The organism is Flavobacterium notoginsengisoli (assembly GCF_042686225.1).
Classification (GTDB): Bacteria; Bacteroidota; Bacteroidia; order Flavobacteriales; family Flavobacteriaceae; genus Flavobacterium; species Flavobacterium notoginsengisoli.
Map to the genome: position 1 here is coordinate 115,853 of NZ_JBHUOT010000005.1, position 23,836 is coordinate 139,688.

Annotated in this window: 23 protein-coding genes; 14 read left to right on the plus strand and 9 right to left on the minus strand. The window is 34.0% G+C overall.

Features of this window, described 5'->3' with window-relative positions:
* Nucleotides 1-114 precede the first annotated feature (114 nt).
* The 3 genes from ACFS3A_RS12910 to ACFS3A_RS12920 form a co-directional block, all read right to left on the minus strand.
* Complete coding sequence (locus tag ACFS3A_RS12910; protein WP_379825966.1) at nt 115-2,385, minus strand: cation:proton antiporter; 2,271 nt, start codon at nt 2,383-2,385, stop codon at nt 115-117.
* Between the two features lie 113 nt (nt 2,386-2,498).
* On the minus strand, nt 2,499-3,218 hold the full coding sequence (locus tag ACFS3A_RS12915) for a LytR/AlgR family response regulator transcription factor (RefSeq protein WP_379825967.1): 720 nt from the start codon (nt 3,216-3,218) through the stop codon (nt 2,499-2,501).
* Nucleotides 3,181-3,942 (minus strand): sensor histidine kinase, encoded by a 762-nt coding sequence (locus tag ACFS3A_RS12920; RefSeq protein WP_109190818.1) that lies wholly within the window; start codon nt 3,940-3,942, stop codon nt 3,181-3,183. The genes ACFS3A_RS12915 and ACFS3A_RS12920 overlap by 38 nt, the downstream gene beginning before the upstream one ends.
* 273 nt (nt 3,943-4,215) lie before the next feature.
* Between ACFS3A_RS12920 and ACFS3A_RS12925 the strand changes: the two genes are divergently transcribed.
* The 4 genes from ACFS3A_RS12925 (at nt 4,216) to rpoN (ending at nt 10,758) form a co-directional block, all read left to right on the plus strand.
* Complete coding sequence (locus tag ACFS3A_RS12925) at nt 4,216-6,582, plus strand: efflux RND transporter permease subunit (RefSeq protein WP_379825968.1); 2,367 nt, start codon at nt 4,216-4,218, stop codon at nt 6,580-6,582.
* A 521-nt stretch (nt 6,583-7,103) separates the two neighbouring features.
* Nucleotides 7,104-8,549, plus strand: a complete 1,446-nt coding sequence (asnS, locus tag ACFS3A_RS12930; RefSeq protein WP_379825969.1) for an asparagine--tRNA ligase — start codon at nt 7,104-7,106, stop codon at nt 8,547-8,549.
* A gap of 189 nt (nt 8,550-8,738) precedes the next feature.
* A complete protein-coding gene (locus ACFS3A_RS12935; RefSeq protein ID WP_379825970.1) occupies nt 8,739-9,134 on the plus strand; it encodes a GxxExxY protein in 396 nt (131 codons plus the stop codon).
* Nucleotides 9,135-9,297: 163 nt separating this feature from the next.
* The gene (gene rpoN / locus ACFS3A_RS12940) at nt 9,298-10,758 is read left to right on the plus strand and encodes an RNA polymerase factor sigma-54 (protein ID WP_379825971.1); all 1,461 of its coding nucleotides are present in this window, start codon (nt 9,298-9,300) and stop codon (nt 10,756-10,758) included.
* 606 nt (nt 10,759-11,364) lie between these two features.
* Here the strand turns inward: rpoN and ACFS3A_RS12945 are convergent.
* The gene (locus ACFS3A_RS12945; RefSeq protein WP_379825972.1) at nt 11,365-11,784 is read right to left on the minus strand and encodes a hypothetical protein; all 420 of its coding nucleotides are present in this window, start codon (nt 11,782-11,784) and stop codon (nt 11,365-11,367) included.
* A gap of 34 nt (nt 11,785-11,818) precedes the next feature.
* On the minus strand, nt 11,819-12,409 hold the full coding sequence (locus tag ACFS3A_RS12950) for a thymidine kinase (protein ID WP_095928508.1): 591 nt from the start codon (nt 12,407-12,409) through the stop codon (nt 11,819-11,821).
* A 245-nt stretch (nt 12,410-12,654) separates the two neighbouring features.
* On the opposite strand from ACFS3A_RS12950, the gene ACFS3A_RS12955 reads away from it, so the two are divergent.
* The 10 genes from ACFS3A_RS12955 (at nt 12,655) to ACFS3A_RS13000 (ending at nt 21,403) form a co-directional block, all read left to right on the plus strand.
* On the plus strand, nt 12,655-13,674 hold the full coding sequence (locus tag ACFS3A_RS12955) for a hypothetical protein (RefSeq protein WP_379825973.1): 1,020 nt from the start codon (nt 12,655-12,657) through the stop codon (nt 13,672-13,674).
* Nucleotides 13,675-13,719: 45 nt separating this feature from the next.
* Entirely contained in the window at nt 13,720-14,442 is a 723-nt protein-coding gene (gene rsmI, locus ACFS3A_RS12960; RefSeq protein ID WP_379825974.1) for a 16S rRNA (cytidine(1402)-2'-O)-methyltransferase, read from the plus strand.
* Nucleotides 14,443-14,628: 186 nt separating this feature from the next.
* Nucleotides 14,629-14,922 (plus strand): hypothetical protein, encoded by a 294-nt coding sequence (locus tag ACFS3A_RS12965; protein ID WP_379825975.1) that lies wholly within the window; start codon nt 14,629-14,631, stop codon nt 14,920-14,922.
* A gap of 11 nt (nt 14,923-14,933) precedes the next feature.
* Nucleotides 14,934-15,278: a HopJ type III effector protein gene (locus ACFS3A_RS12970; RefSeq protein WP_379825977.1), complete on the plus strand. Its 345-nt coding sequence runs from the start codon at nt 14,934-14,936 to the stop codon at nt 15,276-15,278.
* 351 nt (nt 15,279-15,629) lie between these two features.
* Nucleotides 15,630-17,333: a single-stranded-DNA-specific exonuclease RecJ gene (gene recJ / locus ACFS3A_RS12975; protein ID WP_379825978.1), complete on the plus strand. Its 1,704-nt coding sequence runs from the start codon at nt 15,630-15,632 to the stop codon at nt 17,331-17,333.
* Nucleotides 17,320-18,603: an MFS transporter gene (locus ACFS3A_RS12980; RefSeq protein WP_379825979.1), complete on the plus strand. Its 1,284-nt coding sequence runs from the start codon at nt 17,320-17,322 to the stop codon at nt 18,601-18,603. The genes recJ and ACFS3A_RS12980 overlap by 14 nt, the downstream gene beginning before the upstream one ends.
* Nucleotides 18,604-19,215: an alpha/beta fold hydrolase gene (locus ACFS3A_RS12985; RefSeq protein WP_379825980.1), complete on the plus strand. Its 612-nt coding sequence runs from the start codon at nt 18,604-18,606 to the stop codon at nt 19,213-19,215. It abuts the gene before it with no gap.
* Nucleotides 19,157-19,519: an alpha/beta fold hydrolase gene (locus ACFS3A_RS12990; RefSeq protein WP_379825981.1), complete on the plus strand. Its 363-nt coding sequence runs from the start codon at nt 19,157-19,159 to the stop codon at nt 19,517-19,519. Before ACFS3A_RS12985 ends, ACFS3A_RS12990 begins: the two co-directional genes overlap by 59 nt.
* Before the next feature lie 232 nt (nt 19,520-19,751).
* Complete coding sequence (locus ACFS3A_RS12995; RefSeq protein ID WP_379825982.1) at nt 19,752-20,108, plus strand: hypothetical protein; 357 nt, start codon at nt 19,752-19,754, stop codon at nt 20,106-20,108.
* An 83-nt stretch (nt 20,109-20,191) separates the two neighbouring features.
* On the plus strand, nt 20,192-21,403 hold the full coding sequence (locus ACFS3A_RS13000; RefSeq protein WP_379825983.1) for a cytochrome c3 family protein: 1,212 nt from the start codon (nt 20,192-20,194) through the stop codon (nt 21,401-21,403).
* On the opposite strand, the gene ACFS3A_RS13005 is transcribed toward ACFS3A_RS13000, so the two are convergent.
* The 4 genes from ACFS3A_RS13005 to ACFS3A_RS13020 form a co-directional block, all read right to left on the minus strand.
* Nucleotides 21,404-22,147, minus strand: a complete 744-nt coding sequence (locus ACFS3A_RS13005) for a UDP-2,3-diacylglucosamine diphosphatase (RefSeq protein WP_379825985.1) — start codon at nt 22,145-22,147, stop codon at nt 21,404-21,406.
* 99 nt (nt 22,148-22,246) lie between these two features.
* Nucleotides 22,247-22,699, minus strand: coding sequence for a 6-pyruvoyl trahydropterin synthase family protein (locus tag ACFS3A_RS13010; protein WP_179001872.1), 453 nt, complete (start codon nt 22,697-22,699; stop codon nt 22,247-22,249).
* 33 nt (nt 22,700-22,732) lie between these two features.
* Nucleotides 22,733-22,909, minus strand: a complete 177-nt coding sequence (locus tag ACFS3A_RS13015) for a hypothetical protein (protein ID WP_379825986.1) — start codon at nt 22,907-22,909, stop codon at nt 22,733-22,735.
* A 90-nt stretch (nt 22,910-22,999) separates the two neighbouring features.
* The gene (locus tag ACFS3A_RS13020) at nt 23,000-23,764 is read right to left on the minus strand and encodes an enoyl-CoA hydratase/isomerase family protein (protein WP_379825987.1); all 765 of its coding nucleotides are present in this window, start codon (nt 23,762-23,764) and stop codon (nt 23,000-23,002) included.
* Nucleotides 23,765-23,836 lie beyond the last annotated feature (72 nt).

Sequence of the window (23,836 nt, forward strand, 5' to 3'; positions counted from 1 at the left end):
GTCGAATAGCTTGTGTGATCCTTCGTTCCTCAGGATGACAAAAACAAAAAAAATCCCAAATACCAATCTGTAAAATTGGAATTTGGGAATTTATTTTTTGGGAATTTCTAAAAACTATGGTTTCAAAATCAAAACCGATGGCGTATTATTCAGCCAAGTACTTTGAGATTCTATTAGTTTTTTCCAGCTGTCCAGACTTATAATCATTAAATCCTGACCATCTAGAAACTCTTTTTTAATCGTTCTGTCATTCATAATCATAATATGATTTGGGGCAATCTGCTCTATAGACCGGATAGTTTCCTGAATCTCACGAATGCTTTTTACTTCACCGCTGGCATCCAGAACTGTAATCTGAGAACCGTTATTATTGATTAATTTCTTAGCATAATCTATTAAAAAAGCATCTTCCTTACTAAAAACAGGAATAAACACCTGATTGATTTCTTCTAAATCTTTATCGATAAAAATACCAACCGGCATTTTGGTTTTTGCAATTATATGACGTGTTCTTTCATCAAAAGGATTGTTTTCAAACAAACCTTCTTTTCCGGTAAATTTATCAATCAAACGATCCGGATTTACAATTCGGGTAGTAAACCCAAGTATTTTACCCAATAAAGTTCCATCAAAAATAGATTGTCCTAAACCAACCAATAAGAGATCATAATCTCCATGATTTGCAGAGTCAATAATATCAGTATCAATATCATTCGAGACTTTAAAAAGACTAACAATATTTTGGTTCAGACGATTGGATTCTTCAATAATCGGAACCAGCATTTTTTTCTCATGATCTTTTACATCAAAAGAGTGAATTTCGGTACTTAATGACAAATGCATTGCCGTTACAATCGAATTATCTGGCTGTTTTTTAACCAGACTGTTGGCTATTTTAAGCAGTTTTTTTCCTCGTTCCGGAGTTGCAAACGAAAGCAGGATTTTATATTTGCTTTTATTGCCAATTTCCTGCGGTACAGCCGTTTCTTTATCTTTAAAAATAAATCCGATAAAATCTAAAGCCGGACCTGTCATAAAAGTCGTAACCAAAGCCATAATTACCATCATCGTAAAAATCTCTGTAGATAAAACTCCTAGATCGTAACCGATGTTCAGAACAACAAGTTCCATTAAACCGCGTGTGTTCATCAATGCTCCAATTGCCAAACTATCTTTCCAGCTTTGTCCGACAAACTTCGCCGCCAAAGCACTTCCAAAAAATTTACCTGCAACGGCAACGGCAATAATTAAACCTGTAATTTTCCATAATTCGGGATCATTCAGCAAACCAATTTGTGTACGTAAACCAGTAAACACAAAGAATAATGGTAATAAAACGATAATGGCTACATCTTCTACTTTTTCAATAAATATGTTTCTGAATTTATTGTTTTCCGGCATAATTGCCCCTGCCAGGAAAGCTCCAAATAAAGCGTGAATTCCAATCAACTCCGCTGCATAAGCAGAAATTAAAAGTGTAATAAAGAAAATCGCAACAACCGGTTTGTTTAAACTTTCACGAGTCGAATTTAAATCCCCAACACGTTTTAGGAACGGACGAACAATTTTCAACATTATAATTACATACAAAATCGCTAAACCAATTACATAAAGTGAACTTGTAAATGAACCCGCTTTTACAATAGCGATTACGACCGCCAAAATACACCAGGCCGTAATATCATCGGCTGCTGCACAAGTAATTGCAATGGTTCCCAGTTTTGTTTTCTGCATACCACGTTCCTGAACTATCCTCGCCAAAACCGGAAAAGCAGTTATACTCATGGCAATTCCCATAAATAACCCGAAAGAAGAAAACTCAACACCAATAGGGGCAAAAGTGTGGTAGATAAAATAGGCCAAGGTTAATCCTAAAGCAAAAGGAATTACAATACTGGCGTGGCTGATCACAACCGCATCATGTGCTTTGTTTTTTAACACTTTCAAATCCAGCTCCATTCCAATAACAAACATGAAAAGTATTAAACCAATCTGACTTAAAAATTGTAGGTTTCCTAACGATTCTTTTGGAAATAAAGCGGCTGAAAATTCAGGAAAATACATTCCGACCAAAGAGGGCCCAAGAACAATACCTGCAATCATTTCACCAATTACAGATGGCTGACCAATTTTTCTAAAAAACCATCCAAACAAACGGGCTACTAAAATAATAGTTACGATCTGAGCTAATAATATCGCTAATGGATGTTGTAAATTGTGAACCATAGAATCCAGGAAATCGTTCCAATGGTTACTTTCGATTTGTTTTTTTACGATGTTACGCCCCACCTCTAATGCGGCTCCTTTTGAAATTACCCAATAAATCAGCGCCGTAAAACCGCCAATAATTGTTATGTAAAATAAAGAGTTTTTAATGTTATTCATAACTCGTTCTTTTGATTTATTGCCGCAAATATCAGAACTGAGTTTTAAGTGAAAAAGCAAATTACAGGCTAATTTTCAATGTATGTAACAAGATGGAAAAACTTTGTAATAAGTTATAATTTTACCTTTTTCAAAAAATCAGAACGATAGGTTTCGCTTAAGATTAAGGCCGTGTTTTTATTATTTTCTTCTAAATGATGAAGCACAATTTCGTTGTGATTAAAAAATTTTATCGCCTTTACCGCTACAATTTCTTTTTTGTTAATTCTACAGAAATCGGCATCGGGTAATTCATGTAAAAGGGTATCGAATTTTACGTTTTTCAAATTCAGGAAACTTCCATCTGCCAATAAAACTGTTTTGTCCCGGCTGTCACTAACAGCAGTTGTAATGTATTGAATTTTATTAAAATACAATAAAGTCTTTCCTTTATCGGTATTCAGTTGTATAAACTTTTTTGAGTTGTCCGATTTATCGAAACGCTCAAAAGCCTTAGACACTGCTTTCTGAAGACGTTCTAACTTAACAGGTTTTGTGATATAATCTACTGCATCAATATTGAATGCATCAGCAGCATACTCTTTATAAGCTGTACAGAAAATCACTAATTTATTATCCAGCATTTCGGCCAGATGCAAGCCATCGATTCCCGGCATTTCAATATCAGAAATTAAGAGATCAAAATCCAGATCCGGAATATCAGACAAAAGTTTCTGCGGATTATTGAATGTTTTGACGATTTCCAGTTCCGGAATTTGTTCGCAAAGCATTTTCAAATAAGTCAATCCAGGAAGCTCATCGTCCAGAAGCAAGCATTTCAGTTTTGTATTCAAGTAAATCTATTTTAAGATGAGCAATATAAATGTCGTTTTCTATAAACTTATCGAGTTTGAAATTATTCTTGTAAATAATTCGAAGGCGATGTTCCAAAGTCGCATGGCCAAAACCGCTTCGCTCCTTTTTCAATACTTTTTTATCTGAGATTTTGTTTGAAACGGTCATAAAAAAAGCATTGTCTTTAAATTCAAAAACCACCGAAATAAAAGCATCGGCACTTTGAAGATCGGCATGTTTAAAAGCATTTTCGATTAAATCAATTGAAATCAAAGGCGCTAACAAAGGCTGATCGTATAATTTATCGTCTTCGTTGATATTCGTTTTAATCTTCAATTCAAAAAGCGGACTGATTTTGATTTTATTGATTTCGATTAGATTGAGTGCAAAATTGATTTCTTCTTTTGCTGTTACAAATTTCTTTTTGCTTTCATATAAAATATAATCCAAAACATTAGCCAGTTTATCTAAAGCGAAATACGTCTGATAAGCATGTGACTGAATAGAATTTAAAATATTCTTAAACAAATGCGGATTTAGTTTTGACTCTAAATTCTCTAACTGAAGATCATTTACTTTTACTTCAAGTGCATAAAAACTCTTTTCGGCATCTTCTTTTGCTTTTTTGGCCTGCATCAATTGATAAATCATAAAACAAATGATGACAATCAGCAAAAAAAGAATTGCTAAAAAAATAAAAGTGGTTGTATTGTTATCCTGCATTGTGATTGTATTTTCTGTTTTAATGCTTTGAATTCATTTCTTCAAAAATTAAACTTTTGGAACATTTTTTAATCACTCGAAGTTATAAAAATATTTTTTCCTGTTTTTTAATTCATGCAAAGATGAGAAAAGCTATTCATTAAATAGTAAAAACGAATGGGATTATCACAAAGAACAAACTTTCAAATTTGTGTTAACGTTAAGTAAAATACAGTGGTTAATTTATGATTTCGAGCACTTTTCACTACATTTGCATCCATTTTTAAAGAATATATGAAAAACGCTGTCCAAGTCGGATTTTGGGAGAAATTGGCCCGAATTATACTTAAAAACAGAATAACTATTTTAGTTATTCTTTCCCTGTTAACTATTTTCCTTGGTTATCAATGGAAAAACCTGTCTATGACTTATACCGAAGCCAACTTGCTTCCAAAAGATCATATTGCGAATAAAGATTATCAAAAATTTCTTGATAAGTTTGGTGAAGAAGGAAACCTGATTGTGATTGGTTTTAAAGATCCGAAGTTTTTTACGCCTAAGAATTACGCTGCCTGGACAGAATTGATGAATGGTCTGAAAAAAGCGAAAGAAGTTGATTTGGTAATTTCTTTGAATGACTTAAAGAAACTGGAAAAAGATACTGTAAATCAAAAATTTGTTTTAGCGCCATTTATTGAAGAAAGCAAAGTACTTGATCCAGCTTATTTAAAAACGGTTCAATATGATTTGTTTCACAATCTTCCTTTTTATGAAGGTTTATTGTTTAACAAAGAAAGCGGGAGTGTACGTTCTGCGATTTACATGAACAAAGCACTGGTAAATACGGCTGAAAGAAAGACTTTTATCTTAAAAGATTTAGTTCCGAAAATCGATAAATTCGAAAAAACAACCGGAATTGACCTTAAAGTTTCGGGAATGCCATACATCCGTACGATCAATGCGGATAATATGAAAGGCGAAATTGGACTTTTTATTGGAGCGTCTTTATTGACCGTTTCTTTGATTTTCTTTTTCTTTTTTCGTTCGTTCAGAGCTACGTTTATTTCGATTTGTATTTTAATTGTCGGCGTAACCTGGTCGTTTGGAACGCTTGGATTATTTGGTTATAAAATCACGATTTTAACGGCTATTATTCCACCGCTGATTATCGTAATCGGAATAACCAACTGTATTTTCCTGATTAATAAATACCAGCAGGAAATCAAACTGCATAACAATCAGGCAAAAGCGTTACAGCGTGTGATTTCAAAAATTGGTTCTTCGACTTTGATGACGAATTTAACAGCAGCGATTGGTTTTGCTACTTTGATGATTACCGGAAACGAATTACTTTTTGAATTTGGATTGGTAACTTCTATCAACGTGCTTTCTGTTTATACTTTGACACTTTTTATCGTGCCGATTATTTACAGTTTTATGCCATTGCCAAAAGCGAAACATTTATATCACTTAGACAAAACGTATATTTCAACACTTTTAAATGTGGTTGCTAATATCGTTAAAGGCAAAAAGTCAATTGTTTATACTATTTATGCAATACTTTTTATAGTAAGTTTAAATGGTGTTAGACAAATGAAAGTATCAGGAAGTTTGATTGGTGAAATGCCGAAAACAGCTTCTTTCTTTAAAGATATTTTATTCTACGAAAAGGAATTCAACGGAGTGATGCCACTGGAAATTATGATTGACACTAAAAAGAAAAAAGGTGTTATGAAGCCGGCTACAATTCGTAAAATGGATGAATTGCAAAATACTATTTCTGAAGTTCCAGAATTAGCAAAACCGGTTTCGGTTGTCAATTTGGTTAAATATGCAAAACAAGCTTTCTACAACGGAAATCCTGAATATTACCAATTGCCAACTTCTCAGGAACAGACTTTTATTTTGGGTTATGCTAAAAATGCAACCAAAAACAGCAAAGAAAATTTGATGAAAGCTTACGTTGATTCGACTGGACAATATGCCAGAATCACGACTTTCATGAAAGATATTGGAACAGATGAAATGGCAAAAGTAGAAGGAAAACTCCGCAAAAAAATTGATGAGATTTTCCCGAAAGATCGTTATGAAGTTACGATTACCGGAAAAGCATTAGTTTTCCAGAAAGGAACAACTTATCTGGCACATAACTTAATCGAATCGTTACTTTTTGCGATTGCAACTATTGCAATTTTGATGCTCTATTTATTCCGTTCGTTCAAAATGGTAGCAGCTTCTTTGATTACGAATATTTTACCGCTTTGTATTACTTCGGGATTAATGGGGTATTTCGGAATTCCGTTAAAACCTTCTACGATTCTGGTATTCAGTATTGCTTTTGGAATCTCGGTAGACAATGCGATTCAGTTTATGGCGAAATACAAACATGACTTGCTTCAAAACCGTGGGAAAGTGAAGAAATCTGTTTTCAGCGCCTTGAGAGAAACTGGAGTAAGTACGTTCTATACTTCTGTAGTTTTGATTTTAGGTTTTGCGACTTTTACTTTATCAAGTTTCAGTGGAACAATCGCCTTAGGAGGATTAATTTCTTGTACTTTGGTTTTTGCCATGTTTGCTAATCTGGTAGTTTTACCTTCGCTTGTTTTGACTTTTGAGAAGAAAAAAACGAAGAAAGAGGAATTGGAGAATTTGGAGAAATAAGCATTTTTTATTTCCAAGAAAATTTAAGATGGAAACATTCCGATTATTTGTCCCTCTGATTATAATAGGCTTTGGGATAATTTTAAAGTCTACAAATAGAGAAGATTTTAAACCTCAAAAAAAATACTGGTTGTTTTTTATAATTGCAGGTGTTTTTCTATTTGTCTTTAGATTATACGACTTTTTGAAATAAAATTTTCTACAAAGTCTGTCATTTCGACGAAGGAGAAATCTCCGCAAGCAGCTCCGCATAGTAATTCCTTACTTTGTCGAGTTTCTTACGGAGATTTCTCCTTCGTCGAAATTACAAAAACAAAAGAAATAGCTTCTTTTGAAATTGAGTGCCCTAGCCCTGATCGAAGCGGCATCCTTTCTATTTTTTCTTTAAAAATAGAAAGATACAGCGAAGAGCAGGAAACAGCTTCAAAAATTAATTATTATCGTTTATATTTGCAATTCGATATAAAAAACACTGGTTTTATTTTGATGTAAAATCAGCAATCTATAAATCTAAAATTAAAATGAGACACACAAAGGTTAAAGACTTATTAAACAGTACGACGACGCTACAGGAAGTGAATGCAAAAGGATGGGTGAGAACTTTTAGAAATAATCAGTTCATCGCGCTTAATGACGGTTCTACAATTAATAATATTCAATGTGTTGTTGATTTTGAAAATACACCGGAAGAAACTTTAAAAAGAATCACGACTGGAGCTTCGGTTTCTGTAATTGGAACTTTGGTTGAAAGCAAAGGTGCGGGTCAGAAATATGAAATTCAGGTGAACAAACTTGAAATCCTTGGAGATTCTGATGCGGAGAAATTCCCAATGCAACCTAAAAAACACTCTTTGGAGTTTTTACGTGAAAACGCTCACTTGCGTGTGCGTACAAATGCTTTTGGTGCGATTATGCGTGTGCGTTCGGTTTTATCTTATGCGGTTCATAAATACTTTCAGGATAAAGGTTTTGTTTACGTAAATACACCGATTATCACTGGAGCTGATGCTGAAGGTGCTGGAGAAATGTTCCAAGTTACTTCATTGCCTTTGGATAATCTTCCAAAAAATGAAGAAGGAAACATTGATTTCAAAAAAGATTTCTTTGGAAAACATACCAACTTAACGGTTTCTGGACAATTAGAAGGTGAAACTTTTGCGATGGCTTTGGGTCAGATTTACACTTTTGGACCAACGTTTAGAGCAGAAAATTCAAACACATCTCGTCACCTGGCAGAATTCTGGATGATCGAACCTGAAGTTGCTTTCAACGATCTTGATGACAACATGGATTTGGCTGAAGATTTTATTCAGTATGTAATTAAATATGCTTTAGACAACTGTAAAGACGATTTAGCTTTCTTAGAAGGAAGACTTTTAGAAGAAGAAAAATCAAAACCACAGGCAGAAAGAAGCGAAATGGCGTTGTTAGAGAAATTGAACTTCGTATTGGAGAACAACTTCAAACGTGTTTCTTATACGGAAGCAATTGATATTTTAAGAGATTCAACTCCAAATAAAAAGAAAAAATTCCAGTATTTAATCAACGAATGGGGAGCTGATTTACAATCAGAACACGAACGTTTCCTGGTTGAAAAACACTTTAAATGTCCGGTAATTTTATACGATTACCCAGCAAACATTAAAGCGTTTTACATGCGTTTGAACGACAACACTGAACCAGGAAGAGAAACAGTTCGTGCAATGGACATCCTTTTCCCTGGAATCGGAGAAATCGTTGGTGGTTCTGAAAGAGAAGAACGTTACGATGTTTTGGTTGAGAAAATGGAAAAACTTGGAATTGACAAAGAAGAATTATACTGGTATTTAGACACCAGAAGATTTGGATCAGCAACTCACGCAGGTTTCGGTTTAGGATTTGAGCGTTTGGTATTGTTTGTAACTGGAATGACAAACATTAGAGACGTAATTCCTTTTCCAAGAACCCCGGGAAGTGCAGAGTTCTAGGAAGTTTTGCCACGAAGGCACAAAGACGCTAAGTTACTTTTAAACTGAATGAATTAAAGACTCAAAAAAATTAAAATAATACCACGAAGACACAAATTCACAAGTATTATTTTAATTTTTTAGTGAAGATTTAAAAACTTAAAAAAACTTTGTGCCTTAACGCCTTCGTGGCAAAACCCAAAAAAAAATATGCTCTCTGAAAGAACGGAAGAAATTGGAAAAATAATAGTAAACTCAGCATTTAAAGTTCATAAACAACTTGGACCAGGATTATTAGAAAGAGTTTATGAAGTTTGTCTAGCTCACGAAATTGCTAAAGCTGGTCTTGATGTAAAACGCCAAGTTGATATTCCAATCATGTATGACGGAATTGAATTTAGTGAAGGACTAAGATTGGATTTACTGATTGAAGATTCTATAATTATAGAAATAAAAGCAGTTGAACAAATGAATCCAGTTTGGGAAGCACAAATTATTAGTCAGTTAAAATTACTGGATAAAGATTTAGGCTTTTTAATTAATTTCAATGTTCCGTTGATAAAGAGCGGTATAAGAAGATTTATAAATACAAAAAGAGTATTTTAAAAAATTCGAATAAAATATATAACGCAAACAATAAATTTGTGTCTTAACGCCTAGTATTAAAATAAAAAACTTTGTGTCTTAGTGCCTTTGTGGCAAGAAACACAATAAAATAAAAAACTTTGTGCCTTCGCGCCTTAGTGGCAAAAAAAATAGCGCCTTAACTATGCTCAAGCAATTTTTAAATTTAAAATTATCCCAAAAATTATCTCCACAGCAAATTCAGCTGATGAAGTTAATTCAATTGCCTACGCAAGCTTTTGAACAGCGTTTATTAGAAGAAATGAACGAAAATCCGGCTCTTGAAGCGGGAAAAGAAGACGAATATGAAGCCGATGAATTTGCCAATGAAGACTACGACGATTATGATGACGCAGAATCAGACAGAATCGAAGCAGACGACATTAATATTGACGAATACTTAAGCGACGACGATACGCCTGATTACAAAACTCAGGTAAACAATTATAGTGATGATGAAGAACGCGAAACGCCTTTTGCAGCTCCAATCAGTTTTCATCAGGATTTAATCAATCAGCTGAATACTTTTATTTTGAACGATGAAGAGCGTGAAATCGCTGAATTCCTTGTCGGAAGTATTGATGATATGGGTTATATCCGCAGAAGCGTCCCTGATATTGTAGACGATATGGCTTTTACTCAGGGAATTTATACTGATGAAGCAATGGTCGAAAAAATGCTGACTGTAATTCATGAACTGGAACCATCAGGAGTTGGTGCACGTGATTTACAAGAATGCTTACTGCTTCAGTTAAAGCATAAAACACCAACTGAATATGTTGATTTAGCCATTGACATTATAGAAAATCAGTTTGATGCTTTTACGAAGAAACATTACGATAAATTATTACAGAAATACAGCGTTTCAAACGAACAGCTTAAAAAAGCCATTCACGAAATTGAAAGATTAAACCCAAAACCAGGCGGCTCTTTTGCAGGAAACAATAAAGTAACTGAGAATATAGTTCCCGATTTCGCTATTAGAATTATTGACGGCGAACTGGAACTGACTTTAAACGGAAGAAACGCTCCTTCTCTACACGTTTCCAAAGATTATCAGGAAATGATGCAGACGTACAAAGAATCCCGTGATAAATCGACTGCGCAGAAAGATGCCGTTCAGTTTATCAAACAGAAATTAGATTCAGCCAAATGGTTTATTGATGCTATCAGACAGCGTCAGGAAACACTTTTTGTAACGATGAATGCCATTATGCATTATCAGGAAGAATATTTCTTAGACGGCGACGAAACCAAGCTAAAACCAATGATCTTAAAAGACATTGCGGATATGGTTGGTTTGGATATTTCGACGATTTCACGTGTTGCCAACAGTAAATATGTTGAAACTCCGTATGGAACAAAATTGATTAAAGAGTTTTTCTCTGAAGCGATGAAAAATGATCAGGGAGAAGATGTTTCGACTTTAGAAATTAAAAAAATTCTTCAAAACACGATTGAAGAAGAAGATAAGAGAAAACCGCTTCCAGACGATCAACTAGCTGAAATTCTAAAAGAAAAAGGATATCCAATTGCCAGAAGAACAATTGCAAAATATCGTGAACAGTTAGATATTCCGGTTGCGAGAATGAGAAAGAAAATTTAAGTTTTTTATAAATCACTTAAGAAATATAAGTTCATTTAAATAGCAAACCCGACAGTTTTTTAAACTGTCGGGTTTTATTTTTATAACTATTTTCTAATCTTAATTGCTTATTTTTCTGGTCAAGCCAAATTGAAATTCCTTTAATATAAATAGTTTTCAACTTCTATTATCCTGGCTATCATTTCAAAAACAACAAACTGATTTTTATTATATTGCAATTAAAAAACAGAAAATGAAAATCTCAAAAAAAGTCAATTCATATCTACTACATTTACTCTACTTGTTCATGTATTTTGCAGTTTGTTTATGCATTAATATTCTTTTTGACATCTATTCATCAGATACAAAAAAAATTGAAATTACTCCCGGTTATTTATTAGGATGCATACCTCTTCCTATTATCTATTGGATTATATATACAGCATCAGGAACATTATCTAAAAAATTCAATTTGATTTACGATAAAAATGAAGAAGAAAAATTACTAAAAAACAATTCAGTACCAAATATAAAATGAAATGCTGCAATAACGCTTCTTCAATTCATAAAAAACCCCGATAGATTTATCAAAATCTATCGGGTTTAAAAACGTCTCTAAAACGTTGATTATTTATACTGATCTGGTAATATTTTTATAGTAAATAAATATACTTTCTTTTTATCACTATAGCTATAATTCAGCGTATAATCATTATCTCTAAAAACCTGAAGTCCGGGATTTGTTTTTGCGGTACTTATTAAGCTTTTTCTAATTTCTTCCTGAATTACATCTGTTTCTGCCGTTTCTTGCGCTACATTCATTAAAGTCAAATTGTACTGAACTGTTCTTTCTTCCGGCAGACTAACACTGTCAAGGCGAATACCTTCCTGAATATTTAAAGGACAACTTTTATTATATTTCGCAACCAGCTCTGTTATTTCAGTATTTGTTTCTTTTGCTTCTTCGGAAAGAAAAAACTGAAAATAAACTGCCATAGCAAGTGCAACTCCAATAACAACCAATAATAAAATATTTGATTTTCTCATGTTCTGTTTACTTAACAAATTTTAAACCCGGAAATTATTTTTCCTGATTTTTTTTCATGGCATTAAAATACGCTGCACGGCTAAGTGGTTCGTATTCTTCTGTTTCACCCAGCATCACCAATTTATCATTAGCGGTTTTTCTGAAACTGTAATTGGCCAGATTTCCTGTTCTCGTACAAACTGCATGAACTTTGGTTACATACTCAGCAGTTGCCATAAGTCCAGGCATTGGCCCGAACGGGTTTCCTTTAAAATCCATATCCAGACCCGCAACAATTACACGAATCCCCTGATTTGCCAAATCGTTACAAACGGTAATAATTTCATCGTCAAAAAATTGGGCTTCATCAATACCAATCACATCACAGCCCTGTGCAAGAATTAAGATATTGGCAGCTGCAGGAACAGGAGTTGAACGAATTTCATTAGCATCGTGAGACACTACCATTTCGTCATGATAACGGGTATCTATCGCGGGTTTAAAAATTTCAACTCGTTGTTTGGCGAACTGAGCGCGCTTTAATCTGCGGATTAACTCTTCGGTTTTACCCGAAAACATTGATCCACAAATAACTTCAATCCACCCAAATTGTTCTTTGTGATTTACTGTATTTTCGAGAAACATTTTGTATTTTTCTGCCTTTTAAAATGAATAGTTTTTATTACTTTGTACTGGTAATAAATCGACGTAAAAATGTGCTGTTTTACATTTTTTCAAAAGTAGAAAAATTTTATCAAATCGGAGATCGACAAACGCTTATTAACAGAAATAAAAAATATCTTTAAAAGATCTTCAGGATTTATTTAAGAATAAAGACATTCAGACATTAAATACACTAAAATACCGTATTCACTATAATTTCAACAGTTATGAAAAAAAAATTGGAAGCCGATTTAATCAGCATTGCACATCGAATTTTAAAGCTTAAAAACAAATCCGATATCAATCAATTGTATCTAGAGACTCAGAAATTATATGAAAAATTAACAGTATTAAAATTTGTAGAAGAAAATTTCGACACTGCAAAACCAACTATTGGACAAGCTGAAATTACTGAGGAACTCGAAACTATTTTCAATAAAGAAGAAGAAATAATTCCAGCCGTAATTGAACTTGAAGCAGAAATTAAAGAAGAAACTCCGGCTGCAGAAGAAGTTATTTTACTTGAAGAAGCTACCGAGCCTGAAATTATTGAAGAAGAAGCACCAGTGATTGTTGAAGCTGAAGAACCAGTAATTGAAGAAGTTGTTGAAGAAACTCCTGAACCAATCATTGCTGAAATTATTGAACCGGAAGCTGAAAAAGAAATAGAAAACGCAGAAGAAGCTAAAAACACTGTTGAAGAACTTTCGTTTACAACTGTTAACGATTTAAAGCCAATTCCGGATTTTAAACCTGCTTTTGAATTGGACACACAGGAAATCAAAGAAGAACCAAAAGCAGAATATTCAGCTATACCCACTATATTATTTGAAGATTTTGGTGTTAATTATGCCGATGCTCAATTTGTAAAAGTGGATAGTTTTGAAGCTGTTCCTCCCGCTAAATCTGCTTCTATTAATGATTTTAAAGAAGAAAAAAAGGAAGAGAAAAAAGTAGAGACAGTTATTTTGGATACTCCTTCTCAACCTAAAGCGGTGAGTCTGAATGAAAAACTGGCAAGAGGTTTTCATATCGATTTAAATGACAGAATTGCTTTCACCAAAAATCTTTTTGGAAACAGTACCGAAGATTACAGCCGTGTTTTAAATCAATTACTGACTTTTGATTCTTACAGCGAAGCAAAAGAATTTATTGAAAACATGGTAAAACCGGATTACAACAATTGGGAAGGGAAAGATGATTACGCAGAACGTTTTCTTGGAATTATCGAGAAGAAATTCGCGTAAAGACATTTTCATATTTCACATTTTACATTTTACGAATAAAAAAATATGTCAAAATTATATATCGTTCCAACGCCAATTGGCAATCTTGAAGACATGACTTTTAGAGCCATTCGGGTTTTAAAAGAAGTCGATTTGATTTTGGCTGAGGATACCCGAACAAGCGGAAAACTCCTGAAGCATTTTGAAATTGGCACGCACATGCACAGCCATCATATGCACAACGAGCATAAAACCACCGAAAATTTAATTGCAAGATTAAAAGCAGGAGAAACTATCGCTTTAATTTCAGACGCAGGAACTCCGGCGATTTCAGATCCGGGATTTTTATTGACAAGAGCCTGTGTTGAAAATAAAATTGAAGTCGAATGTCTTCCGGGTGCAACGGCTTTTGTTCCCGCGCTTGTAAACAGCGGACTTCCAAATGACAAATTTGTTTTTGAAGGCTTTTTACCTGATAAAAAAGGACGTCAGACTCGTTTTTTGGCTTTAGCCGAAGAAACCCGAACTATGATTTTATACGTTTCTCCACATAAACTCGTTAAAACTTTAGCTGAATTTGTGCAATATTTTGGAGAAGACAGACAAGTTTGCGTTTCGAGAGAATTATCAAAATTACACGAAGAAAATGTACGTGGAACAGCAAAAGAGGTTTTAGCACATTTCGAAAAAACGGCACCACGAGGCGAAATCGTCGTTGTTGTTGCTGGGAAAACCATAGAAAAAGAAGCTAAAAAAAGTAAGTATTCTAAGGATGATGAAGAAGAATAGTTGCCACGAATTCACGAATTACTACCATTTAAAATAATGAGAAAAATAATCTTTATAATTATTTGCATAACGCTATTTAGTTGTAATAATTCAAACCAAGAAAAGACTTTATTGGATAAAATTTCACAACTTGAAAATGAGAATAAAAGCTTAAAAGATTCGTTATCAAAAAATGAACGTGATTTTTTGAATTCTCAAATATTAATCGGAGTTCCAGATGTGGAAACTATTAAAGTTGGAAAAAAGAACAATATTGTCATGTTATTTCAAACATTCGACAAGAAATTACCAAAGTATGAAATCTATAAGATCGAAGGCAAAAAAGAAATTAAAATTGGTGAAAACAATAAAACAAGATTTAATTACGAATTTATCCCAAAATCAGTAAACGACAAACAAATGCATCTCTTAGTAAAAATTCCATATGACGGAAAAATTATTGAGATTCAAAATTCAATGTCGTTTAATGTAAAAAACTAATACAGAATATCATGAGCATTCAAGCCTTTTTAGAAAAAGTAAAACAAACACCAACACAAATCACATTTCCTGAAACTATTGCCGTAATCGAAGAAAATTACAACTTCACGCCAACCGCCTTTCAAAACGGAACACAGCACAATGCTGCCGGAGAGAATTCAGGTTCTTGTAAATTATTTTCTTTCGCAAAATTGCAAAACTTAAGCAAAGAAGAAACTTTAGCTTGTTTTGGCGCTTTTTATTTTGAAGAAGTTTTAGGAGATTCAAGCGGAACAAATCACCAGAATATTAGAAATTTCATCAACTTAGGCTGGGACGGAATTCAGTTTGAAGGAAATGCTTTAGAAGCAAAATAATTTTAGATTTTAGAGTGTAGATTTTAGATTGCTGAAATCTACACGCTGAAACTTTGACAAAGTTGAAACAGAATATCTCTACCGTTTCCGACAACCGTTGGGAATGCGTAAAAAAATAAACACATAGAAACATAGATTTCTTTGTTTATGAATAAAAGAAATTAGAAAGAAACTAGTTTCTAACACATAGTCCCGATAACTATCGGGAATGTGAATTTATGCAAGTGAAACGCCTTTTTTAAGTTTCCAATAAACTATGTTTCTATGTGTTTAAAAAAAATTACCAATCAGATTAAACGATTTTAGAAATCTGCAATCTAAAATCAATAATCCAAAATCTAAAATCACCCCATGCGTTGGACCTTAAAACCAAAACCTGCTGAAGATAAAATCAAACATTTGGCGCAGGCCTTGAATGTAGAAGATTTTGTAGCAACGCTTTTGATTCAGCGCGGCATTGAAACTTTTGAAGATGCTAAAAATTTCTTTCGTCCATCTTTAGAACATTTGCACGATCCGTATTTGATGAAAGATATGGAAAAAGCTGTTGCAAGAATTGAACGCGCTTTCGAAAATCAGGAAAACATTATGGTTTTTGGTGATTATGATGTGGACGGAACAACAGCAGTTTCTTTGGTTTCGTCATACTTAAAATCACATTATCCTCATATTGCTACTTATATTCCGGATCGTTACGATGAAGGCTACGGAATCTCCTATAAAGGAATTGATTATGCTGACGATAACGGAATTTCCTTAATTATTGCTCTCGACTGCGGAATCAAATCTATTGATCATATTGCTTACGCGAAAGCAAAAAACATCGACTTTATTGTTTGTGATCACCACCGTCCTGGAGAATTTCTTCCGGATGCTGTGGCAGTTTTAGATCCAAAAAGAGAAGACTGCTCCTATCCTTACGATGAATTATGCGGTTGTGGCGTCGGTTTTAAATTGATTCAGGCTTTAGGTCAAAACCGAAATGAAACGATTGAAGATTTAGTTCCGTATCTGGATTTAGTTGCTACTGCGATTGCTGCAGATATTGTTCCGATTACGGGAGAAAATCGTGTTTTGGCTTACTTTGGTTTAAAGGTAATTAATAGCGAGCCAAGACCCGGAATTAAAGCTTTGGTACATCAGGTAAAAAAGAAAGTTTTAGATATTACGGATGTTGTTTTTATTATTTCTCCAAGAATTAATGCGGCAGGAAGAATCAAACACGGCAATCATGCCGTTGAATTACTAACCGAATTCAATTTTGAACAAGCACAGCAATTCGCCTCAGAAATTGAACAGTACAATGCAGACCGAAAAGATTTAGACAAAAAAATTACCAAAGAAGCCTTTCAGCAGATTTTACAAAATAACGAAGAAGAACGTTTTTCTACCGTTGTTTTTCAGGAAGACTGGCACAAAGGCGTTATCGGAATTGTGGCTTCAAGATTAATTGAAACCTATTATCGTCCGACTTTGGTTTTTACCAAAAGTGGTGACAAATACGCGGCTTCTGCCCGATCTGTCAAAGGCTTTGATGTTTACAATGCGCTCGATGCATGTTCAGAACATTTGGAGCAATTTGGAGGTCATATGTATGCAGCAGGAATGACTTTGAAAGCAGAGAATTATCAGCTCTTTAAAGAAGCTTTTGAGAAATGCGTGCAAGAAACCATTCAACCCGAAATGCGAACTCCGGAAATCGAAATTGATGCTGAAATAAACTTCTCTGATATAACCCCAAAATTGATTCGGATTTTAAAACAATTTGAACCTTTTGGACCACAGAATATGACTCCGGTTTTTATGACCCGGGATTTAAAAGACACCGGTTATGCCAAAACTCTTGGTGCAGAAGAAGAGCATTTAAGACTTTTTGTCAAACAACACAACTCGGACGGAATTGCCGCAATTGGCTTTGGACTCGGGAAAAAATTAAACATAGCACAAAATCAAAATCCGTTTCAGCTGGCTTATACAATCGCCGAAAATGAATGGAACGGTACAATTTCAACTCAGCTTATGCTGAAAGACATTAGAACAAATGGAAGAGATTAAATCCAATAAACCTGATCCGTATCAGGCGCTTCGTTACAGAGAATTCAACGTTTTTTTACTATTGCGTTTTGCAATGGTTTTTGCCTGGTCAATGCAGTTTATCGTAATCGAATGGGAAGTTTACAGTTTAACTAAAAATCCGCTTTCGTTAGGAATTATTGGTTTGATGGAAGTAATTCCTGCCGTCGGAATGGCCTTATTTGCAGGACATATTGTCGACCAAAGAGAAAAGAAAGGATTATTGGTAAAATGTATTTTAGGTTTTTCCGTAATCAGTTTTGGATTATTTTTATTGACTTGGCCGAAAGTTGTTGGCGGCTGGTCTTCAACTGTTATTTTATATTCTATTTATACTTTAGTATTTTTTGGAGGATTGGTTCGTTCTTTTCTTGGACCAACTATTTTCTCGCTTTTATCATTGATTATTCCTAAAAAAGTATATCCAAATGCGGCAACCTGGAGCAGTTCGGTTTGGCAGATTGGAGCTGTTATGGGACCGGCTTTAGCAGGTTTCTCAATCAACTGGATTGGAGTTCACTGGTCCATGTGCTTGGTTTTCGGATTCTCGATTCTTTCCTTAATCGCCTTATCGCAAATCAGTGCAAAACCGATTATAAATCCGAAGATTGGAGAATCAATCAAAGACAGCCTTACTGAAGGTTTAAACTTCGTTTTTAAAAACAAAATTGTTCTAGGTGCCTTATCTCTTGATATGATTGCTGTACTTTTTGGAGGCGCTGTCGCGTTATTACCCGTTTTTGCACAAGATATTTTAAAAGTGGGTTCTGAAGGATTTGGTATTTTAAGGGCCGCTCCGGCAGTTGGAGCTTTTATTACAATGCTTGTTTCTGCTTATGTGCCATTATATAAAGATGCCGGAAAAAAACTTCTAATTGCCATATTTGTATTTGGATTATCCATCATTTTATTTGGACTTTCTACTTATTTCTGGCTTTCGGTTTTCGCTTTATTTTTAAGCGGGTTAGCTGACGGAATTTCGGTAGTAATTCGTCAAACCATTTTACAGCTTAAAACTCCTGATCATATGCGCGGGCGTGTTGGTGCTGTAAACTCGATTTTTGTGGGATCTTCGAATGAATTAGGCGCTTTTGAAAGCGGTGCAACTGCCAAATTGATGGGTGCTGTAACATCGGTTGTTTTTGGAGGAAGTGTGACACTTTTAACCGTTATTGTAACGGCTTTAAAATCGCCAACTTTTAGAAATTTAGATTTGAAAAGAGATATGGAAGATCATAATAAATTGGAATAGATGAGATCGCTTTTTCTTTCTCTATTTTTTATCTTTTCCATTTTTGCAAATGGACAAAACCTCTACATTAAAACTTACGGAAACCAAAAAAGCAAGCCTGTAATTTTCATTCATGGCGGTCCTAGCGGCAATGCCACTTTGTTTGAAGGAACAACAGCTCAAAATTTAGCCAATCAGGGCTTTTATGTTATTGCTTACGATCGAAGAGGCGAAGGAAGATCAACAGATCCTAATGCAACTTTTACTTATGAAGAAGCTTTTAAAGATCTCAATTCGATTTATAAAAAGTATAATTTAAAGAAAGCCATTTTGTTAAGTCATAGTTTTGGTGGATTGGTGGCGACACTTTACACTAATAAATATCCAAAAAATGTGAGCGCTTTGGTTTTGGCCGGAGCTTTATTTTCGCAGCAGGAAACTTACGATCACATCTTAAATTCTATAAAGAAAATACATGACGGAGACTCTAAAACACTAAACAAAATTGCTTACATAGAAAAACTGGATAAAAATTCTGCCGGATATAGAAAACATTGCTTTGATTTGGCTAGTGATGAAAATTATTTTAAAATGCCTAAACCCACTGCAAAATCTAAAAAAACTATATGCTGATTATGAAACTGGAGAATTTTTCAAAACCAATATTCGAAACAAAAATGCGCCTCTGCTTTTTTATCAAAATGAAAAACAAAACAACATTGACAGCAGACCTTTTTTAAAGAAAATCAAAGCTGAGGGAGTTCCTGTTTTTGCTATTTACGGAAAACAGGATGGTATTTTTTCATCGGCACAAATTCAATCTATAAAAAATATCGCAGGTGCAGACCACTTTGCTTTATTAGACAATTGTTCGCATTATTTATTTGTAGATCAGCAAGATGAATTTCTTTCAAACATAAAAAAATGGCTTAAATAATTTTTATAAACCATATAAGAAATATAAGTTCATTTAATATTTGAACTCATTTGATTGGCCTTTAGTTAAAACTGAAGGCCTTTTTCATTATCAAACTACACAAAATAAAAAACCTTTTTAATAGAACTTATATTTCTTATATGGTTCAAAAATATTTTTCAAACTTTTATGATTTTTTTATTTAGAATTAATATAAATAATATTTATATTTGTTGGCATAAAAGGATTTACGATGAGAGAAATTGAACAGATATATCATAATAACTTTGGAATTGCTTTTTACTGGAAAGATCGCAACACGACTATTTCAGACAAGGTACAATTGGTTTTCAAAGAAACCGGCTTTTATTTTACAGTTGCTGAATTAAATCTTTTCTGCGATTTAATTGAAGATAGTATGATTGAAAATGCTTGTTGCGAAGCTTGTGAAATGAAATATTCCTGCCATAAATTCTTACTGAAAACACCTTGCAATTCTATTGATCTGGCTGTAAATATGACCGAATTAAAATCAATTAAAGATTTGGTTGAAGGTTCTTTATTCAAAATCGAATTAGATGAATATATCTATGGAGTCGGACTGAATTAAGAAGCATTCTAAATATTTTAACAACATTTTTTCATTATTGAAATATATTTTGATTCAAATCAAAAAAAAGTATATTTACAGCAATGAAAAAAGCTGTATTTCTACTAACGACCATTCTCTCGACAATTTTCTTTGTCAGCTGCAATACTAAATCAGAAGAATATATCGATCCCCGCGGCACCGATTACGCGGGTTCAGAAAGCTGTGTGCAGTGTCATAAAGTACAAGCTGAAATGGCCTTCCACAGTTCTCATTTTAAAGCTACTGCCCCGGCAATATTAGAAAATGTCTCAGGCGATTTCGATTCTAAAAACCACACTTTTATTTACGATAAAGACACCAAACTGGTCATGGAAAAACATGGAGACAGTTTGTACCAGGTTTTATATAAAAATGGAAAAGAAGTTTCTAAATATAAATTCGAAATTGTTTTTGGAACCAAACATGCTCAGACTTCTGTTTATTGGAAAAACAACAATACCTACGAACTACCCGTTTCTTTTTATCATTCTGTAAACAATTGGGCTACAAGTCCGGGCTTTCCCGCCGATAAGCCTTATTTTGAACGAATGGTGGTTAAAGATTGTTATGCCTGTCATAGTTCCAACATCAGTTCGAGAACGGTTGACCAAAGTTCTGCAGACAAAAACTTCATGTCTATGGATGTTGAAGATGCCATTAATAAAAAAACTATCGTATACGGAATTGACTGCGAGCGCTGTCATGGGCCAGCTAAAAAACATGTTGATTTTCATATAAAAAATCCAAACATTAAAGTGGCTAACAGCATTACAAGTTTCAAATCATTAAACAGACAACAAAGACTCGATGCTTGTGCATTATGCCACGCAGGAAATGACGGCATGAAAATAAAATCCCGTTTCGATTTTAAACCAGGAGATAACTTATCTGAATATTTCCGTGAAACCAGAAGTATAAATGATACTACAAAATTTGATGTTCATGGAAACCAGTTTAGATTAATGGCGCAGAGTAAATGTTTTATGAACAGCAACAAAATGGATTGCATCACGTGTCATAATCCGCATGAAAATGCGTCGAAAAATATGGCGTCTTATTCTAAAATCTGCATGAGCTGCCATCAGGGACTAAAACACAATGAAACGACGCTTAAAATAAAATCTGAGAAACTATTAGCCGATAATTGTATAGAATGCCATATGCCTAAAAAAGCGTCAAATGCGATTAGTTTTCAGCTTTCAAACAGCAAACAACTTTCGAATTATATTTTGAGAACACACAAGATTGGAATTTATCCGGGTGTTAAAAAGTAATTATTTCTTGTATTCTAAAAGTTCAAATTTTTCTCCGTCAAAAACACCGTAAGTAAAATAACCAATCCAATCTCCAAGATTTACATACTCAGCATTTTCGCCAACAGAACGAATCATTGGTAAATGGCGATGTCCAAAAACAAAATAATTGTAATGTTTGGTTTCTAATTTTCGTTTCGCGTACAGAATCAGCCATTCTTTATCTTCACCTAAAAATTTAATGTCTTCGTCTCCCGAAATCAATTTGTTTTTAACAGATAAATATTGTGCTAAACTAACCCCAACATCTGGATGAAGCCAGCGGAAAAGCCATTTTGAAAACGGATTTGTAAATACCTTTTTCATTCTTTTATAGCCTTTATCACCAGGGCCTTTTCCGTCACCATGACCAATCAAAAACGTTTTTCCGTTAAAAGTAAATTCTTTGTTATCGTGATAAACGGGGATATTCAATTCTTTTTCAAAATAATCTTCCATCCATAAATCATGGTTTCCAACAAAGAAAAAAATTGGAATTCCGCTGTCGCGAATTTCAGCCAGTTTACCTAAAACACGTACAAATCCTTTTGGAACAACCGTTTTATATTCAAACCAGAAATCAAATAAATCTCCCAATAAAAAAATAGCTTCAGCATCTTCTTTAACCTCATCCAGCCAGGCCACGAATTTCTTTTCGCGTGGCAAGCTCAATTCCGGAGTTGGCGCACCAAAATGCTGATCTGAAGCAAAATATATTTTTTTCATTGATTTTTTTGTGAAATGTGAAATGTGAAATGTGAAATGTGAGATGTGAGATGAAAAGGCATTTTACAATTTACTTTTCACATTTCACTTTTAACTTTTTTACAAATTATCGGAAGCGTACCACTCGGCAAACGAAGATTCTGTTTCCTGAAGTTTTAAAGAGAAAAGAGCAATTCCTGCCGGAAGACGATTTTTAATTCGCTCAGCAAAATCAACCACCATATTTTCACTTGTTGGCTGATAATCCACTAAAATTACATGATGCCCACGATTTTTCAGTTCATTAGCCAATTCGATATGGGGAGTAGTTTGATTGAAAACAGTTGCATGATCAAACTGATCGACGATTTCTTCTTTTACAATTTTCTTTAGATCCGAAAAATCAATCACCATTCCGAACTTTACATTCGATCGGTCTGTAATTGGCGAACCAATAACGGTTACCGATAATTTGTAACTGTGTCCGTGAACATTCTTGCATTTTCCGTCGTAACCGTACAAAGCATGACCGGTTTCGAAACTAAATTGTTTTGTAATTCTGATATTACTCATCGATTTTTAATTTTAAGCTTGCAAATTTACAAATTAATTGCCGTCTTTGTCTCTTTTTTTAGCTCTGTTATACATCCATAAAGCAATTCCGCCCAAAACCAGAAACGGAATGAAAGATCCGATGACAACACCAATTTGATAACCACTGTCCGGAGCCTCTTTAATTTTCTCTGCAATGTCAACTTTTTGGAATAATGAAATAAGATTCATACTCAATAATTTATATAGTGAAAAACTGATTTTAAAACATTTTTCAAAACTAAGTTCCTATTTATCCAAAATCAATGACTTATATCATGCCTATTTTTTAAACTGCAGCAATGCATTTCTGGTAAAATCAGATAAAACCAATTTACCCGTAATTGCAGCACGCTCAAACAATAGCGATTCCCATTGTTCTGTGCCTTCCCAGATAATCTTTTTCATTTCATAAAGCGCTTCAGGATTATAAGAGCTTAACTTTTGTGCAAAACTTCCTACCTCTATATCCAAAGTTTCTGAATCACTTAAAACCGAATAAAGTCCTTTCTCAAAAGCCCATTCTGCCGTTTTCCATTCATGCGGTGCAAGTGTCATGGCTGTCATGGCTGTTTTTCCTATTTTGCGGGAAACAGCCGGTTCAATCACAAAAGGCCCAATTCCGATTGCCAGTTCTGATAATTTTATATCACTTTCTGGAGTGGCAAAAACATAATCGCAGGCCGAAATAATTCCGACTCCTCCACCAACTGCTTTTCCCTGAACACGACCAATAATTAATTTATTACAATTTCTCATGGCATTCAGTAAATGTGCAAAACCGGAGAAAAACTCAATTCCCTGCTCTTCATTCTCTACTTTTAAAAGTTCATCAAAAGAAGCCCCGGAACAAAATGCTTTGCTTCCTTCACTTTTTAAAATAATAACCGAAACTTCTTCATTTCGGCTTAAGGTATTTATTTCAGTGGTCAATGCATCTAACAAAGTACGCGGAAAAGAATTACTCGCAGGATGACCAAATTGTACTGTTGCAATTGTATTTTGATAAGAAGTTTCCAGACTTCCATTTAGATTTTCTGAACTCATAAAAATAGATTTAAACGTAAAGTTACGCTTTTGAAAAATATTTTGTCTGATTGGTTTCTAAATTTGTTTTTT